Consider the following 16,395-nt stretch of genomic DNA (forward strand, 5'->3'; position numbering starts at 1 on the left):
GGCGGATAGACGTCGACCAGCTTCGCGGTGAAATCCGTGTCCGGCGCATCGGTCGAAACCTCAAGCCGAACCACCACCGGGCCGACCACGGCCAGATCCTCGGCCAGCGGCGCGGTCTCGAAGCTCAGCACGTCGGGGCGCGCGGTCAGCGGCATCCCCGGATTGCGGCAGCCATAGAATTCCGGTGCCTCGACCTGATCGAAGCCCCCGCCGGTAAAGATCGGCTCGCCCGAGGTCAGTGCGCCGCCAATGGTCGGCACCGGGTCGCGCGGGTCGAAGTCATAGCCAAGGACGGCGCCCGCCGCCGGGGCTTCGGTTGCAAGGCTCATGTCGGGGCGAGGGTAAAGGACCAGCGGCTCGGCCGCCGGGATCGGCCAGTCCGGCGCCTCGATCCAGTGGCCGCCATGATCCAGATGCCCCGCCGCCGTGCGCGCCCCGCTGCCACCGCCCATCAGGAAGACATGGGCGCGGCCGTCCTGCGCGGGCTGATCCTCGTCCTTCAGCCAGCGGGCGAAGAATTTCAGCCGATAGCTCAGCCAGTCGCGGTCGATCTGCCCGTCGAAGGTCGCGGCGGGGCCGAAATCGACATCGCCGAAGGTGCTGCGCGAGCGGTTGCCATGCGTCCACGGCCCCATGATCAGGGTCAGTGGCCGCGCCGGATCGCCCTTCAGCCCGGCATAATTCTCAAGCGTGGTCGGGACATAGACGTCATACCAGCTGGACATGAAGATGATCGGAACCTTCGGGAAGGTGGCGTAATACCCCGCCGCCCAAAGCCCGGTCCGCTTCCAGAAATCGTCGAAGGTGCCGTGCTGCCATTGCTCCAGCACATAGGCTTCGAAATCCGGGTCCCATTTGATGGGCGAGCGACCCTTGGTCCAGGGCGTGCGGGCCATCCAGCCGGCCAGATCCTCGGCCTCGATCGCGCCGAGCACACCCGGATCGCTCGCGGCGAGGGGGCTGTCCTTCGCGTGGTTATAGGCCCATGTGGCCTGCTTCATCTCGAACGCGCCGCCCTGCCGGATGCCGCAGCTGAACGCATTCGAGAAACCGCCGGAATCGACCGCCATGCAGGCAAGGCCCGGCGGGTTCAGACAGGCCATCGCCATCTGCACATGCGCGTCATAGCTGAGGCCCATCGTGCCGATGCGGGAATTGTTCCACGGCTGCGCCTCGATCCAGACCATCGCGTCGAAGCCGTCCTCGGCCTCGTTCACGTATTTGGTGAAGCGCCCTTCCGAGGCGAAGCGGCCCCGGCAATCCTGCCAGATCACGATGTAACCCTGCCGGACCAGCAGCACCGCCAGTTCGGCGCGGGATTTCGAGACCGGATCGGCCACCGAAAGCTCGGTCCGGGGGGTGCCTGATTTGTCGTAAGGCGTACGCTCGAAGATCACCGGCAGGGGATCTTCAAGCGGGCGGCCGCCCGTCGCCGGACGATAGATATCGGTCGCAAGGCGGATGCCGTCCCGCATCGGGATCATCACGTTGCGATGGACGACAACATCCTCTGTGACCGGCTCGGCCGGCGTGAGGGCGACCGGGGGCATCACTTCGCGACCCTCACGTTCTGGGGCAGCGTGTATTCGGACAGGCCCGCTTCCAGCGTCAGGCCCTTTTTCATCGCCCAGTCGATCTTCTGCCAGTAAAGCGGCACGATCGGGGTCTTGGCAAAGGCGATGCGGGTGGCCTCGGCCAACATCTCGTTGCGCTTCACGAGGTCGAATTCGGATTGCGCCTTGCTGAGCGCCGCGTCGAATTCCGGCGACGAGAAGCGCATCCGGTTGAACGCACCCGTGCCCGCCTCCTTGTCATAGGTACGGATCAGCGATCCCAGCATCGGCGCGGCCGTGGGGGTCGAGGAACCCAGAGAGAATACGAAGGCGCCATAAGCCCCGGCGGTCGCATCCTTGGAATAGACGTTATAGGGAAAGACCTGCACGCCATTCACCTTCAGCCCGCCGCGGGTCAGCATCTGGCCGATCGCCTGCGCCAGTTCCGCGTCGCCCGGGAAGCGGTTGTTGGAGGACACGACCGTGATCCCGAACCCGTCGGGATAGCCCGCCTCGGCCAAAAGCTTCTTGGCCTCGGCCAGGTCGGGGGCTTGCGGTTGCAGGTCCGCCGCATAGCCGCCCAGAACCTCGGGGACGATCTGCGCCGCCGGGACGCCCGCGCCGCCCAGCAGGCGGTCGACGATCAGCTGGCGGTCCAGCATCAGCGACACGGCCTTGCGGACGCGTTCATCCTTGAACGGGTTCACCGCCAGCGGCTTGCCCTGCAGGTCGGTCACGCCCGGCGCGGTGTCGCCGCGCATGCTGAGCGCCAGATAGACGACCCGCCCCGAGGGTTCCGACAGGATGGTGAAATCGCCGCCCGAGGAGATTTGCGCCGTGTCAGCCGGCGGAACCGAGTCGATCAGGTCGACCGCCCCCGACAGCAGCGCCGCGACCCGTGCCGCGTCGTTCGAGATGAACTTGATGTCCACGTCCTTGAACTCGGGCTTTTCGCCCCAATAGCCGTCATAGGCGGCAAGTTTCAGATCCTCGCCCGGCGTCCAGGACACGAACTTGTAGGGGCCGGTGCCGATGGCGGCAGTGCCCGCGTTGAAATCCTCGGTCGCCTTGCCGTCGCTCGCGGCCTTGCTGATGATGAAGACGCGGCCGATATCCTCGATCAGCGCCGGATCAGGGGTTTTGGTCGTGATCTTCAGCGTCAGGTCGTCGACCTTTTCCAGCTTGTCGATATTCGACACCATGTCGGTATAGGGCGCGGGCGAATTCGGGACGTTCGGCGCGCGCTCCAGCGAAAAGATCACGTCATCGGCGGTAAAGGGGCTGCCGTCCTGAAAGGTCACGCCCTCGCGCAGCTTGATCTGCCAGGTCAGCGGATCAAGGTTCGTCCACTCGGTCGCAAGACCGGGCGAGATCTGCAGGTTGCGGTCGAACTTCACCAGTTCCTCGAAGATCATGTTCGAGGTGTTCTGGTTGTTCCCCGTGCGCGAGAATTGCGGGTCGATCGAGGATTGCTCGGCCGCAAGCCCCATGGTCAGCTGCTGGGCCGAGGCCGAAAGCGCCGTCCCGCCCAGAAGCGCGGCCAGCGCCGCCGTCTTGAAGAATCTGTTCATGATGTTCCCTGTCATTTGTCATTGCCGGTATTGCGGTTGATCGCGCGCAGGCCCGCGCCGCCGTCCAGATGGCAGGCCGCGGAATGGCCGCCCGCGAAATCCTTCAGCGCGGGGCGGGCGGTCTTGCAGATGTCCATGGCGAACGGGCATCTGGGGTGGAAATGGCAGCCCCCCGGCGGGTGCATGGGCGAAGGGATCTCTCCCTTGACCGTCGAGAAGGTGTGACCCCGCCGCTCGATCCGGGGCACCTCGGCAAGAAGTGCGGCGGTATAGGGGTGGCGCGGGCCTTCGGGGCCAAAGATCTCGTCCGTGGGGGCGCTTTCGACGATACGGCCCAGATACATGACCACGACCCGGTCCGAGATGTGCTGGACGACCGAAAGGTCGTGGCTGATGAACAAGAGCGTCAGGCCCAGATCGCGCTTCAGTTCCATGAAAAGATTGATGACCTGCGCCTGGATCGAGACGTCAAGCGCCGCGATGCTTTCGTCGCAGACCAGGAAATCCGGCCGCACGGCCAGCGCACGGGCGATGCCCAGCCGCTGGCGCTGCCCGCCCGAGAACTGGTGCGGATAGCGGCCCGCGACCGCGGGATCGAGGCCCACCCGCGCCAGCAGGTCCGCGACCAGCGCATCGACGCCGCCCGGTGGCAGAAGCCCGTGGACGCGCGGCGCCTCGCCGATGATCTGGCGGACGGTCTTGCGCGGGTTCAGCGAGGACATCGGATCCTGAAAGATGATCTGCGTGCGCAGGCGCATCTCTGTCCGGTCCCTGCCCTTCAGTCCCGCAATATCGCGGCCCTGCCGTTCGACCACTCCGCCCGAAATCGGCAGCATCCCCGCGATGGCGCGGCCGAGCGTCGACTTGCCGCAGCCGGATTCGCCGACAAGGCCCACGACCTCGCCCTTCATCACCTCAAGGCTGACATCGTCCAGCGCATGGACGGTCGGCGGCGGCGGCGATCCGGCCAGCCGGGTGACGAAACGCTCGATCATGTCGGGCTTGCGCTGGAAACGCTTGCTGACGGCGCGTGCCGCAGCCAGCGGCGTGGCGGCTTCGGTCCCGCTCATGCGACAACCTCCATCGGGTGAAAACAGCGCCAGCCGTGATCGCCGGTCCCGCTTTCGGCGGGTTCCTGCAGGCATTCGGCGGAGGCACGCGGGCAGCGGGGGCGAAAGGGGCAGCCTTCGGGGCGGCCCAGCGGCGGAGGCGCCGCGCCGGGGATCTGGCGCAAGGGCTCTCCGCGACGGTTCGCCATCGGGGTCGAATCGATCAGGCCGCGCGTATAGGGATGGCGCGGATGGTCCAGAACCTCGGCGGTCGGGCCATGCTCGACGATCCGGCCCGCATACATGACCGCGATCTTCTGGGCCAGCGCCGCGACCACGCCAAGGTCATGGCTGATCCAGATCATCGCAAGACCCATCTCTTGCGACAGCTTCTGCATCTCGGCCAGAATCTGGCTTTGGATGGTCACATCGAGCGCGGTCGTGGGTTCGTCCGCGATGATCAGGTCGGGTTCGTGCAGCAGCGCGATGGCGATTGCGACGCGCTGGCGCATCCCGCCCGAGAATTCGTGTGGATAGGCGTCGATGCGCTCTTCGGGATGGGGGATGCCGACCTTGGCCAGCGCGGCCAGCGCGCGGGCGCGCGCCTCGGCCCGGCTGACCTTGCGATGGGCCAGAACCGTCTCGATCATCTGCGTCCCGATCTTCAGGACCGGGTTCAGGGTCATCATCGGATCCTGAAAGATCATCGCGATGCGGTCGCCGCGCAGCGAGCGCAGGCGCTTCAGTCCGGCGGCGCGCAGATCCTCGCCACGATAGTCGATGCGCCCCCCGACCACGCGGCCGGGCTTGTCGATCAGGCCGAGGATGGAGAAGCCGGTGATCGACTTGCCCGAGCCGCTTTCGCCGACAAGGCCCAGAATCTCGCCCCGCTTCAGTTCCAGATCGACGCCGTCCACGGCTTTCACCGTGCCCTTCGGCGTCTCGAACCAGGTCTGGAGGCCCTCGACCTTCAGGATGATGTCGTCGCTCATTGCGCAAGCCTCGGGTTCAGAACCTCGCGCAGGCGGTCGCCCACGACGTTGATCGAAAAGACAAGGGTCAGCAGCAGCAGGCCCGGAAACACGCTCATCCAGTAAAGCCCGGCCAGCAGCACCTGATAGCCATTGGCGATCAGCAGCCCCAGCGAGGGTTCGGTGATCGGCAGGCCGATGCCGAGGAAGCTGAGCGTGGCCTCCGCCGCGATGGCATGGGCGACCTGGATCATCGCGATCACGATCAGCGGCGGCAGGCAGTTCGGCAGGATATGGGACAGCAGGATGCGCGCGGGCGACAGGCCGAGGCAGCGCGCAGCCTCGACATAATCCTTGCCGGTTTCGACAAGCGCCGCAGCACGGACGGCGCGGGCGAAATAGGCCCATTGCACGAAGATCAGGGCCAGGATCACCTTCCACGTCCCCTGCCCGAAGATCACGAGGATCATCAGCGCGACAAGGATCGTGGGCAGCGACAGCATCAGGTCGACGAAGCGCATGATTAGCGTCTCGACCCAACCCCGCGCATAGGCGGCGATCAGGCCCAGCAGCGTGCCGACCAGCATCGCCAGCATCCCCGCCGTGACGCCGACCCAAAGCGAGGTGCGCAGCCCGTAGAGCATGGCCGACAACATGTCGCGGCCCTGCGTGTCGGTGCCCAGCCAATAGGTCATGCCCCCCATCGAGGTGCTGCCGGGCGCCAGCTTGCTGTCGAAGAAGTCGATCGCGCCAAGGTCATAGGGATTCTGCGGCGCGATCCACGGCGCGAGCAGCGATGCCGCGACCAGAATCACGCAAACCAGCGCCGCGATGGTGGCCTTGGGGCTGTAGAGGATGCCGCGCAGCAGGCGGGCGGACAGGGTGTCGCCCTGTGCGATGGCCCGGAACAGGATCGAAGCCATCACTCACGCCCCCGGATACGCGGGTCGAGCGCCGAATAAAGGATGTCGACCGTGAAGTTGATGAGGCTGAAGAGGCAGACGATGACCAGAATATAGGCCACGATGATCGGCCGATCGAGGCCGTTGATCGAATCGATGATCAGCTTGCCGACGCCCGGCCAGGCGAAGATCGTCTCGGTCACGACAGCGAATGCGATCAGCGACCCGAACTCGACCCCGAGGATGGTGATGATCGGGATCATGATCGTCTTCAGCACATGCACGAACAGGATGCGCCGTTCGGATATGCCGCGCGCGCGGGCGAATTTCACGAAATCCAGCGGCATGGTTTCCTGCACGCCCGTCCGGGTCATGCGGATCACCAGCGCGATCTGCGCCAGCGCAAGGTTCGTCGCCGGCAGCAGCAGGTGCCGGATGCCGTCCCATGTCGCGAAGCTGGTGGTGATGCCGAGGATGGTCCCCGTCTCGCCCCGCCCGGTCGAGGGCAGCCAGCCCAGCCAGACCGAAAAGATCATGATGAGCATCATGCCTTGCCAGAAATTCGGCAGCGAGAAGCCCAGGATCGAGCCGGTGACGATGGCCTCGTCCACATTGGATCCCGGCCGCGTCCCGGCCAGCAGGCCCAGCGGCAGGCCAAAGACCAGCGACAGGACCAGCGCGGTGATGGTCAGTTCCAGCGTGGCCGGCAGGCGTTCAAAGATGATCTCCAGCGCCGGGCGGTTGAAGACGAACGAATTGCCGAAATCGCCATGCAGCGCCGAGGACAGGAAGCCCAGATATTGCAGCGGCAAGGGCTGGTCCAGCCGCAGCGAGGCCGCGACCTGCGCCCGCTCGGCCAGACTGGCATCGGCCGGCAGCAGGATCTCCAGCGGGTCGCCGATGGCATAGACACCCAGAAAGACGATAACCGAGGTCAGGAGCAGGACCAGCATGGTCTGGACCAGCCGCCTCAGAATAAAGACCGTCATGGGCGCAGCCTTGTCGCCGAGCTGCCGGTGGGGTGGCTCATGTCTGGGATTCCTCCGATTTCGGGAAAGGTTTGCGGAACGATTCTCAACTATGCAATATTATGATGAAATTGTGTCAGTTGATGCGTAGGACGCATAATGAATTCCGAACTTCTCCGTACCTTCCAGGTCGTGTGCGACAAGGGCACCACCCAGGCCGCCGCCGAGGTGCTGGGCATTTCCCAATCCGCGGTCAGCCGCCGCCTTGCCCAGATCGAGGCGGAGCTGGGATTGGCGCTGTTCAACCGCGAAAAGGGCAGGCTGATCCCGACGCGGGAAAACCGGGCGCTATTGGCGCAGATCTCGGCGGTGCTGGTCCAGAACACCCGGCTGGCGCAGATGGCGCGCGACCTGGGTTCAGGCAATTCCGCGGTGCTGACCTTGCGGGTCGCCTTTCCGGCCAGCCTGACCATGACCATCATCCCACGGGTCTTGCAGGATTTCACCGCGACGAACGATCGCGTGCAGGTCGAGATCCTGTCCGGCACCTATGACACGATCGAACGGATGCTGCTGGACGACCGGGCCGAGATCGGCTTTCTCAGGATGCCGACCCAGCGCCCCGGCATCGTCTCGACCCCGCTGATCGAGGTCGAGACGGTCTGCGTCATGCCCGCCGACCATCCGCTTGCGGCGCGCGAGGTCGTCTCGGTCCGCGACCTGTATCGCGAGCCGCTGATCCTGTTGGGCCGGATGCGCGCGCCCCGCAGCGAAATCGACCAGCTTTTCACGGAAATCGGCCTGCGCCCGCAGATTCGGATCGAGGCGCATTCGGTCATGTCGGCCTGCGCCCTTGCCGCTCATGGTCTGGGCATCACGCTGGTCAACGGGCTGATGGCCCGCGACTATACCCATCTGCCCATCGCGATCCGCCCGCTCAGCGAAAGGCTGACGCATCACTTCGCCTTCGCCATGCCCGAATCCATGCCCCCCTCGGCCACGGCGCTCCGGTTCATGGAGGTGGCCGAGCGCCATTTCTCGCAGCTTCTGGTCACGCCGTAGGCCCGAGCGTCCGGGCCGGGACGCTGCGCGCGGATCGACCACCTGCCGGACCGTTCCATGTGGCGGTCCGGCTTTCCCTTGCGGACGGCTGATGCTGCGCCATCGCACCAGCAATCCGCGATTACGAAGCAATTTGCGGACCACTGCGATTCGGCGGCTACGGCGGATTTTTCGCGACCACCCGTCATGCGGGAACCGCGCAACACCCGAAAATTCCCGCTCAACGCCCGGGTGGCCAGTCCAATCAGGGGGATATCGAAAAAACTTCTTGTCAGAATCGCGCTTGTCGCGCATTCATTTACGGAAGAAACAGAATAAGACGGTCGAAAGCGTAACAACCGGCCGCGCGACATGAGGACAGGATGCAGCAAAAGACTCGCATCGACAAGCTCGTGGGCGACCATGCACTGGCTCTTTCCGGCCGGTTGCATGCACATCGCGCACAGCTGTTTCCCCCCGACGCCAAGCGCCAGCTGCGCAAGTTCACCAGCGGTGAAGTGGCCGAGCTATTGGGGGTCAAGGACGCCTATCTGCGCAAGCTGGACTTGGACGGCAAGGGTCCCAGCCCCGAAACGCGGGCGGGCGGTAGACGCTATTACACCCCCGAAGATATCCAGTCGCTGCGCGAGCTTCTGGAAAAAGGTACAAAGACTCCGGGGACTTACCTGCCAGGACGGCGCGGCACGGACCACCTGCAGGTCATCACCGTCATCAACTTCAAGGGCGGCTCGGGCAAGACCACGACCGCCGCGCATCTGGCGCAGAAACTGGCGCTGGACGGCTATCGCGTGCTGGCGATCGACCTGGATCCGCAGGCCAGCCTGTCGGCTTTGCATGGGGTCCAGCCGGAATTCGATCTTGAGAATGGCGGCACCATCTATGACGCCATCCGCTACAGCGACCCCGTGCCGCTGAGCGAGGTGATCCAGAAAACCTATTTCACCAATCTGGACCTGATTCCCGGCAACCTCGAACTGATGGAGTTCGAGCACGACACCCCGCGCGCGATCATCGAACGCTCGGGCAAGATCTTCTTTACCAGGATTGGCGACGCTCTGGCCGAAGTGGAATCGGACTATGACATCGTCGTCATCGACTGCCCGCCGCAGCTTGGCTACCTGACCATGTCGGCGCTGTCAGCGGCGACGGCGATCCTGGTGACGGTGCATCCGCAGATGCTGGACGTGATGTCGATGTGCCAGTTCCTGCTAATGACCTCGAACCTGCTCGGGGTCGTGGCCGATGCGGGGGCGGACATGAATTACGACTGGATGCGCTATGTCATCACCAGATACGAGCCGGGCGACGGCCCACAGAACCAGATGGTCAGCTTCATGCGCTCGCTGTTTGGCGAGAATGTGCTGAACCATCCGGTGCTGAAATCCACCGCGATCTCGGATGCGGGGATCACCAAGCAGACGCTCTACGAAGTCGACAAGTCGGCCTTTACGCGGTCGACCTATGAACGCGCGATGGAAAGCCTGAACGCCGTCAATGGCGAGATCGAGACCCTGATCCAGCAATCCTGGGCGCGCGGGTCCAGCCGGGGAAAGGGTGACTGATGGCACGCAAGGATCTGTTGAAGGGCCTGATGGAGGCTTCCGCACCCGAGGAGGACGCAAGCCCCCTGCCCCGCTATAGCCGCGGCGCGATCGGCGCGGTATCGCGTGGGATCGACGACCTGAAGCGCCGCGCCGTCAGCGACATTCCCGCCGACCTGATCGACAATGCCGGGCTGCGCGACCGTCTGGACGATGATGCGCCGGGCATCGAGGCGCTGAAGGAATCGATGCGCGAATACGGCCAGCAGGTTCCGGTCCTGCTGCGCCACCACCCGAATATCGAGGGCCGCTACGAGGTCGTCTATGGCCGCCGCAGGGTCGCGGCGCTGAAATCTTTGGGCCTGCCGGTCAAGGCGATGATCCGCCAGCTGGACGACCGCGCGCTGGTGATCGCACAAGGTCAGGAAAACAGCGCCCGCAAGGACTTGTCTTTCATTGAAAAATCGCTGTTTGCCCAGCAGATGACGCGGCAGGGCTATGAGCGCAAGATCGTCTGCGATGCGCTGATGATCGACAAGACCGTGCTGTCGCGAATGCTGACCGTCGCTGAAAACCTGCCCGATGAGCTGGTCACGGCCATCGGCAGCGCGCCCTCGGTCGGGCGGGACCGCTGGCTGTCGATGGCGCAGCGCCTCCGGCCGGAAACCCTGTCCAAGGCGGTTGCCGCGGCGCAGGGGGAAACCTCGGATCAGCGTTTCGAGGCGGCCTTCGCCGCACTGATGCCGGTGCGCAAGCCGGCAGCCGGTCCGCGCGAGGTCAGGAACAATTCGGGCCAGCCAATCGCCGAGATCCGCGCCAGCGCCCGCAAGACCACGATTGAATTTTCCGGTGCGGGTCGCGAATTCGGCGCCTGGCTGGACGAGAATCTTGAGGAAATTCACCGCGATTGGCTGTCGAACAAGGACCGCGCGGGGGAATGACAGGCAGAAACCAGTAAGGAGGCACGAAAACGGCAAAAAAGAAGCCCCCCAGGACATGACATCCCGAAGGGCCGCTCTTTCGATCTAGCACTTCGAACTTAGCGGCAAAAGTTGACAGCTGTCAACAGCGTCTGTTCAGGCGGCGGCAATGTTTTGGCCGCGTGACAACCCATGCGACACATCTCAGCGACGCCCTTTGGGCGGCGGCCGATGACGGCTGCACTTTTGGCAGGCCAAAAGCTTGCCGAGGCCCCTGCCCCACGCGATTCCGTTGATAAATGGCTGATCCTTCGCCATTTGACCGAGGCGCGCGGCGCTTTTTCGGTCAGCGACCGCGACCTGGCCGTGCTGGGGGCGTTGTTGTCCTTTCATCCGGGTAAGGAGCTTCTGGATGATGCAGCACTGATCGTTTTTCCGTCGAACGCATCGCTTTCTGGACGGTTGCACGGAATGCCGGAAAGCACGCTGCGCCGTCATATCGCCGCACTGGTCGCTGCGGGGCTGATCCTGCGCCATGACAGCCCGAACGGCAAACGCTATGCCACGCGCGCAGATAGCGGCCAGATCGACCGCGCCTTTGGCTTTGACCTGCGCCCCCTGCTGGTCCGCTCGGTCGAGATTGCCAGCCGTGCCGAAGACGCGATTGCGCAGCGGGCCGAAACGCGGCGGGTGCGGCAACAGATCGTCCTGCATCTGCGGGACGCAGGCAAGCTGCTGCTGCTGGCCATCGACACCGGACTGCCCCGCCCCGACGAGGCGATGGCCCGACTGGCCGAGATCCAGAGACTGCTGCGCCGCAAGCTGAGCTTGGCCCAACTCACGGACCTCGCCCTACGCTCCGCCGCGATCCTGTCCGAAATCCAGTCCTTGCTGCAATCGGAACCAGAGGAAATGAGCGGCTATGACAACAAGAATGAGCGGCACATACAGGGTTCAAATAAAGAACTTAAAGAATCTGAATCTTGCGAGGAAAAAGGGGAACAGGCCCTGCCCCAAACCGAGCTGCCGCTGGAAATCATCCTGAAGGCAGCTCCAGAGATCCTGGATTACAGCCATGGATCAATCCGAAGCTGGCATGAATTGGTCAAGACCGCGGCCTTTGTGCGGCCGATGCTGGGGATTGACGAACGGACGTGGCGACGGACGCGCCAAAGCATGGGGGATCAGGCTGCGGCCACCACGATTGCCTGTATGCTGCAACGCGCCGCACATATTCGCCAACCAGGAGCCTATCTGAGTTCATTGTCCCGAAAGGCCCTGGACGGAGAATTCCGGCCCGGACCGATGGTCATGGCCCTGCTGCGCGCGGAAGCGGCGTGAAGTTGACAGCTGTCAACTCTGTCACGTCGCTACCGTGGGTGGCGGGAAAACCCAGATGTTTTGGCTCGGCTCTCGCTGCCTTGGTGCTGTATGACGACATAGTGCGGAAAGGCCGGCAAACACGTAAACAGCGCGGCATGATCGGACAGCCATCCCACCGGGGTGTTGGCGAGGATCAGGTCGGTCGGGGTTCCGGTTGCTATTCCTCGATCGCGGCCAGCGAGAACGGCAAGGGGCAGGATGGGGCAAGCTGTCTCGCCCAAGGGCTGCGGTCATGGTTGGCAGTCGCCTGCCCGCGTCACCGATTGTTGCGCCAGACGCGGGAAACACCCTGAGAAGCGAGGACTCGCCGGTGCGTCAGTTTTTCTTGCACTCGCAATCCCTGCTTATGCGCAGGAACCGGCGGTGCAAGCAGGCCACGGGTGGGGCAGGGGTTTCCTCCACCGATCAGCCGCGCGTCGCTGGCGCCGGTGATCTACTGATGGTGATAGTCGGCAAGGTAGATCGCCCCTGCCTCGATGGTCTTGGCGACGCGGCCTCAAGATGCGGATATTGCCGGAGCGGTATTCGGTGTCGAGTTTTTTGGCATAGACGCTTAGACCCGCCCCACGACAAGGTCAGCAGGGTTTTCCGACGTCCGGCCGATACCCCGCCGATAGGAAGCTGTCCTCTCGCCTGCCGTCCGGCCGGACGTCGCCGCCCCAGTCCGGGTTGCGCCGAGCTTGGTTCCAGATAGCACCGGACCGCTATCCAGCGCCCATACCTCGGTGATCGGCCCCGGCGCGCGGCCGTTCCCCGCAAGATCATGGTATTCTGCGGAATGTCGACCGAGTGTCCCTGTATAAAGTGATTTGGAGATAGGGATCGGCAGTGCCAGCCGTCCACGCGCGCAAGACAGGCGTTGTTGGAACATCCCGCCTCCCTCAGCTTCCCGCGTGATCAAGTCCGCGGGGCTTTCCGTCACCGCTTTCCGCTGACCGGACAGAGCCTTCGATCCACGCCTTCGCTCGTTCACGAACGACGCGCCGTGACATTCCTGCGCGACGGGGCTGAGGAGGGCAGGGCGCTGCTATTGTGGCGAGATCAGCTCGACCGTGGGGAAATATGTCGCATAGCGTCCGCGATCCCGTGTCAGCAGCTTGTAGCCCGCGATCGCGGCATGGGCCCCGATATAGAAATCCGGCAGCGGAGAGCGCCGCGCTCCGCCTCGCTGGCGATAGGCGTGAAAAGCCTTGCCCGCCAGGAAGGCCGCCGCCCAGGGCAGGGCTTCGCGGTGGAAGATGTCCTGCGGCAACAACGCATCCAGCGTCTCGATCCGGCTGTGCGAGACCGAAAGTTCGGCATAGATGATCGGGTTGATGACCAGTCGCCCGTCGCGTCCGGCACGGTGCAGCGCGGATGCCGACCAGCCCGACCAGACCGGATCGTCGGTGGCGATATCCAGAAGGATGTTGGAATCGACAAGAACCACGGTCAGTCCCGCGTCAGGGCCATGATCTCGTCGGTGGTCATCGCGCGGTCGGCGCTGCCGCGCAGCCTGGCGATGGCATCCTGCAGCCGGGTGCCGGGATCGGCGCGGCCCGCCTCGACGACGCGGACGATGCCGTCGTCGCCGATGAAGAACTCAACCTCGGTCCCCGGATGCAGGCCCGCGACATTGCGGACATCCTGCGGGATCGTGACCTGTCCCTTGATGGTGATGCGCATCCGTAGCCTCCGTGGTAATACCATGAAGTAATACCGCACGCCCGACCTTGGCACAAGCCCGCGCGATTCGTCGATGGCGCTGCGCTCAGCTTCCAATTCTGATCGCGCAAAGGGCAGCCTGTCACAATATTCAGCGTCTCCTGAAAATTCCAGACAGAGAAGATAGTTCACCTACGGGAAACTTGGCCCGCGGCCGCTTCCGGTCATCCTTGTATCCGACACCCCGGAACAAGGAGGACGCCATGACCCCGAAATACGCCCTGCCAGCCTTGCTGCTGGTCCTGTGTCCCGCGCTGGCAAGGGCGCAGGACGCCGCGCCAACCCTTGAGGCAGGCGACACCGCCTTCGTCGCCACCTGCGCGCTGATCGTGATGCTGATGATGCTGCCGGGCTTGGGCCTGTTCTATGCCGGCATGGCGCGCAGCAAGAACGCGCTGTCGGTGCTTACCCAGATCTTCGCCTCGATCGCGCTGATCTGCGTGCTGTGGCTCGCCTATGGCTATTCGCTGACCTTCGATGCCGAGGGGCCCTGGAATGCGGTGATCGGCGGCACCGGCAAGCTGTTCCTTGCGGGCGTGACGCAGGACAGCCTGGTCGGCACCATCCCCGAATATACCTATATGCTGTTCATGATGATGTTCGCGGCGATCACGCCCCCGATCATCGTCGGCGCCTTCGCCGAGCGGATGAAATTCTCGGCCGTGCTCATCTTCATGGCGGTCTGGCTCAGCATCAACTATATCCCGATGGCCCATATGGCCTGGGGCGGCGGCTGGGTCTTCGGCGTCGGCGTGCAGGACTTCGCGGGCGGCAATGTCGTCCACCTGAACGCGGGCATCGCGGCGCTGGTCTGCGCGCTGGTCGTGGGGCCGCGCAAGGGCTATGGCAGCGCGATGATGGCGCCCCACAACATGACCATGACCTATTCCGGCGCCGCCATGCTGTGGGTCGGCTGGCTGGCCTTTTGCGGCGGCTGCGCGCTGGCGGCGAACGGTTTCAGCGCGCTGGTCATGCTCAATACCATGCTGGGCGGGGCAGGGGGCGCGCTTGGTTGGATGGCGACGGAATGGGTCCATCGCAAGCGTCCCAGCACATTCGGCCTGCTGTCGGGTTGTATCGGCGGACTGGTCGCGATCACGCCGGCCTGCGGCTTTGTTGGCCCGGCGGGCGCCATCGCCGTCGGCCTGCTGACCGCGCCGGTCTGCGTCTATGCGGTCGAAAGCGTCAAGCGCCGCTTCGGCTATGACGACGCCTTCGACGTCTTCGGTGTGCACGGGGTCGGCGCGATGATGGGCGGAGTGCTGACGGTGATCTTCGCCGCGCCCGGCCTTGGCGGGCTGGGCTATCCCGAGGGGCGGGGCATGATCTCGCAGATGGTGCCGCAGGTGCTGATCATGGGCTTCAGCGTCCTCGTCTCGCTGGTGACGACCTGGATCGCGCTGAAGGTCGCGGATGCGCTGGTCGGTCTTCGGGTCGGCGAGGGCGCCGAGTATGACGGGCTCGACCTGGTCGAGCATGGCGAGGTCGGCTTCCGGCTGGGCGATGGCGTCTATGCCGGAGCGGCGGTCGCGGCCGAGGGACATGGCTCGGCCCAGCCCGTCGCAGCCGCGACCGTCGAGCGCACGGCCTGACGACAGGCCCGCAACGCGAGCTGGGGGCCGGGATGGCCCTCAGCCCTAGGCTATTTGCTTTGCGGATAGGTGATGACAGACAGATAGCGCGCGGGCAGTTCGATCAGATCCACCGGCCCATGCGGGGCATCCGCGTCGAACAGCAGCGTGTCGCCCGGCTCCAGCCGATAGATCTGCTCGCCATGGCGATAACCGACGGTCCCCTCCAGCATGTAAAGCATCTCGATCCCTTCGTGCTGGAAGGTGGGAAAGCGGTCGCTCTCGGTCGTCAGGCTGATCAGATAGGGTTCGACCACGACCCCCGAATTGTTCGAGCCGATATGGCCCAGCAGATGATACTGGTGCCCGGCGCGGGTGCCCTGCCGCTCGATCTCGACCCCTTCGCCGGATTTGACATGCATGGCGCCGCGCGGCTCGGCATAGCCGGAGAAAAGCTGGATCAGCGGCACCCGCAGCGCGTTCGCCAGCGTCTGCAACGTGTTCAGCGAAGACGAGATCACCCCGTTCTCGATCTTCGACAGCATCCCGATCGACAGCCCGGTCTGGGCCGCAAGATCCGATCCGGTCATGCGCTGGCGCTTGCGCAGATCGCGGACCACGCGGCCGATCGCAACTTCCAGGTTCCGCTCCGGCATGTCGCGCAGGGCATGCGGATCCTGGGTCAGTTTCTGCGGGGTCTTGGCATTGCTGTCCGGCACGGGCGTTTGCGATCCTTCTTTCCTTTCAGGAAAGTCGATCTTGCGACCAGTCGCCGTGGAACGCAACCCGGGATCCCCTTGTCACCCCATCCTCTCGCTTGAATAGCTCCCCGGCGATGCGGGAAACACCACGGTCTTGTTGCCGTTGAGGAAGACGCGGCGATTGGCATGGGCATGGATGGCGCGGGCGAGGACCTGGCTCTCGACGTCGCGGCCAAGGCTCACGTAATCCTCGGCCGACTGGGCATGGGTGATGCGCACGGTGTCCTGCTCGATGATCGGCCCCTCGTCCAGATCGGCGGTGACGTAATGGCTGGTCGCGCCGATCAGCTTCACCCCGCGCTCGAAGGCCTGCTTGTAGGGATTGGCGCCCTTGAAGCTCGGCAGGAAGGAATGGTGGATATTGATGATCCGCCCCGACATCTTCCGGCACATCGCGTCCGACAGCACCTGCATATAGCGCGCCAGCACGATCAGCTCG

At 64.5% G+C, this 16,395-nt stretch carries 15 protein-coding genes; 5 read left to right on the forward strand and 10 right to left on the reverse strand.

Translation table 11 applies throughout. The features are described from left to right. From VNQ78_RS19840 to VNQ78_RS19865, 6 genes are all read right to left on the reverse strand, one after another. Positions 1-1,550: CocE/NonD family hydrolase (locus VNQ78_RS19840; RefSeq protein WP_325693216.1), on the reverse strand; the 1,550-nt coding region annotated here is incomplete at its 3' end. Further along, a complete protein-coding gene (locus tag VNQ78_RS19845; protein ID WP_325693218.1) occupies positions 1,550-3,124 on the reverse strand; it encodes an ABC transporter substrate-binding protein in 1,575 nt (524 codons plus the stop codon). The genes VNQ78_RS19840 and VNQ78_RS19845, both read right to left, overlap by 1 nt. Positions 3,125-3,135: 11 nt before the next feature. After that, positions 3,136-4,194: an ABC transporter ATP-binding protein gene (locus VNQ78_RS19850; RefSeq protein WP_325693221.1), complete on the reverse strand. Its 1,059-nt coding sequence runs from the start codon at positions 4,192-4,194 to the stop codon at positions 3,136-3,138. Then, positions 4,191-5,165 carry an ABC transporter ATP-binding protein gene (locus tag VNQ78_RS19855; protein ID WP_325693223.1) on the reverse strand — a complete coding sequence of 325 codons (975 nt, stop codon included), beginning with the start codon at positions 5,163-5,165 and terminating at the stop codon, positions 4,191-4,193. Before VNQ78_RS19855 ends, VNQ78_RS19850 begins: the two co-directional genes overlap by 4 nt. After that, positions 5,162-6,067 (reverse strand): ABC transporter permease, encoded by a 906-nt coding sequence (locus VNQ78_RS19860; protein ID WP_325693226.1) that lies wholly within the window; start codon positions 6,065-6,067, stop codon positions 5,162-5,164. Before VNQ78_RS19860 ends, VNQ78_RS19855 begins: the two co-directional genes overlap by 4 nt. Beyond that, entirely contained in the window at positions 6,067-7,035 is a 969-nt protein-coding gene (locus VNQ78_RS19865; protein ID WP_325693229.1) for an ABC transporter permease, read from the reverse strand. Before VNQ78_RS19865 ends, VNQ78_RS19860 begins: the two co-directional genes overlap by 1 nt. Before the next feature lie 138 nt (positions 7,036-7,173). On the opposite strand from VNQ78_RS19865, the gene VNQ78_RS19870 reads away from it, so the two are divergent. From VNQ78_RS19870 to repC, 4 genes are all read left to right on the forward strand, one after another. Continuing rightward, positions 7,174-8,076, forward strand: a complete 903-nt coding sequence (locus VNQ78_RS19870) for a LysR family transcriptional regulator (RefSeq protein WP_325693232.1) — start codon at positions 7,174-7,176, stop codon at positions 8,074-8,076. 362 nt (positions 8,077-8,438) lie between these two features. Continuing rightward, on the forward strand, positions 8,439-9,638 hold the full coding sequence (repA, locus tag VNQ78_RS19875) for a plasmid partitioning protein RepA (RefSeq protein WP_325693235.1): 1,200 nt from the start codon (positions 8,439-8,441) through the stop codon (positions 9,636-9,638). Next, positions 9,638-10,558, forward strand: coding sequence for a plasmid partitioning protein RepB (gene repB, locus VNQ78_RS19880; protein WP_325693237.1), 921 nt, complete (start codon positions 9,638-9,640; stop codon positions 10,556-10,558). Before repA ends, repB begins: the two co-directional genes overlap by 1 nt. A gap of 171 nt (positions 10,559-10,729) precedes the next feature. Then, positions 10,730-11,878 (forward strand): plasmid replication protein RepC, encoded by a 1,149-nt coding sequence (gene repC / locus VNQ78_RS19885; protein ID WP_325693240.1) that lies wholly within the window; start codon positions 10,730-10,732, stop codon positions 11,876-11,878. Positions 11,879-12,947: 1,069 nt separating this feature from the next. Here the strand turns inward: repC and VNQ78_RS19890 are convergent. Then, on the reverse strand, positions 12,948-13,349 hold the full coding sequence (locus tag VNQ78_RS19890; RefSeq protein WP_325693242.1) for a type II toxin-antitoxin system VapC family toxin: 402 nt from the start codon (positions 13,347-13,349) through the stop codon (positions 12,948-12,950). A 2-nt stretch (positions 13,350-13,351) separates the two neighbouring features. Then, complete coding sequence (locus tag VNQ78_RS19895) at positions 13,352-13,585, reverse strand: AbrB/MazE/SpoVT family DNA-binding domain-containing protein (protein ID WP_325693245.1); 234 nt, start codon at positions 13,583-13,585, stop codon at positions 13,352-13,354. Positions 13,586-13,827: 242 nt separating this feature from the next. Between VNQ78_RS19895 and VNQ78_RS19900 the strand changes: the two genes are divergently transcribed. Beyond that, positions 13,828-15,216 (forward strand): ammonium transporter, encoded by a 1,389-nt coding sequence (locus VNQ78_RS19900; protein ID WP_325693248.1) that lies wholly within the window; start codon positions 13,828-13,830, stop codon positions 15,214-15,216. A gap of 50 nt (positions 15,217-15,266) precedes the next feature. Here the strand turns inward: VNQ78_RS19900 and VNQ78_RS19905 are convergent, their stop codons facing one another. Both VNQ78_RS19905 and VNQ78_RS19910 read right to left on the reverse strand, forming a co-directional pair. After that, the gene (locus VNQ78_RS19905; RefSeq protein ID WP_325693251.1) at positions 15,267-15,851 is read right to left on the reverse strand and encodes an XRE family transcriptional regulator; all 585 of its coding nucleotides are present in this window, start codon (positions 15,849-15,851) and stop codon (positions 15,267-15,269) included. Positions 15,852-15,995: 144 nt separating this feature from the next. Further along, the coding region (locus VNQ78_RS19910) for a formyltetrahydrofolate deformylase (RefSeq protein WP_325693060.1) at positions 15,996-16,395 on the reverse strand (400 nt) is incomplete at its 5' end.

Source organism: Paracoccus sp. (in: a-proteobacteria) (genome assembly GCF_035556475.1).
Classification (GTDB): Bacteria; Pseudomonadota; Alphaproteobacteria; order Rhodobacterales; family Rhodobacteraceae; genus Paracoccus.

Coding starts and splice junctions, on each gene's coding strand:
- VNQ78_RS19845 (WP_325693218.1), bottom strand. CDS start 3,124: ATGAACAGATTCTTCAAGACGGCGGCGCTGGCCGCGCTTCTGGGCGGG.
- VNQ78_RS19850 (WP_325693221.1), bottom strand. CDS start 4,194: ATGAGCGGGACCGAAGCCGCCACGCCGCTGGCTGCGGCACGCGCCGTC.
- VNQ78_RS19855 (WP_325693223.1), bottom strand. CDS start 5,165: ATGAGCGACGACATCATCCTGAAGGTCGAGGGCCTCCAGACCTGGTTC.
- VNQ78_RS19860 (WP_325693226.1), bottom strand. CDS start 6,067: ATGGCTTCGATCCTGTTCCGGGCCATCGCACAGGGCGACACCCTGTCC.
- VNQ78_RS19865 (WP_325693229.1), bottom strand. CDS start 7,035: ATGACGGTCTTTATTCTGAGGCGGCTGGTCCAGACCATGCTGGTCCTG.
- VNQ78_RS19870 (WP_325693232.1), top strand. CDS start 7,174: ATGAATTCCGAACTTCTCCGTACCTTCCAGGTCGTGTGCGACAAGGGC.
- repA (WP_325693235.1), top strand. CDS start 8,439: ATGCAGCAAAAGACTCGCATCGACAAGCTCGTGGGCGACCATGCACTG.
- repB (WP_325693237.1), top strand. CDS start 9,638: ATGGCACGCAAGGATCTGTTGAAGGGCCTGATGGAGGCTTCCGCACCC.
- repC (WP_325693240.1), top strand. CDS start 10,730: ATGCGACACATCTCAGCGACGCCCTTTGGGCGGCGGCCGATGACGGCT.
- VNQ78_RS19895 (WP_325693245.1), bottom strand. CDS start 13,585: ATGCGCATCACCATCAAGGGACAGGTCACGATCCCGCAGGATGTCCGC.
- VNQ78_RS19900 (WP_325693248.1), top strand. CDS start 13,828: ATGACCCCGAAATACGCCCTGCCAGCCTTGCTGCTGGTCCTGTGTCCC.
- VNQ78_RS19905 (WP_325693251.1), bottom strand. CDS start 15,851: ATGCCGGAGCGGAACCTGGAAGTTGCGATCGGCCGCGTGGTCCGCGAT.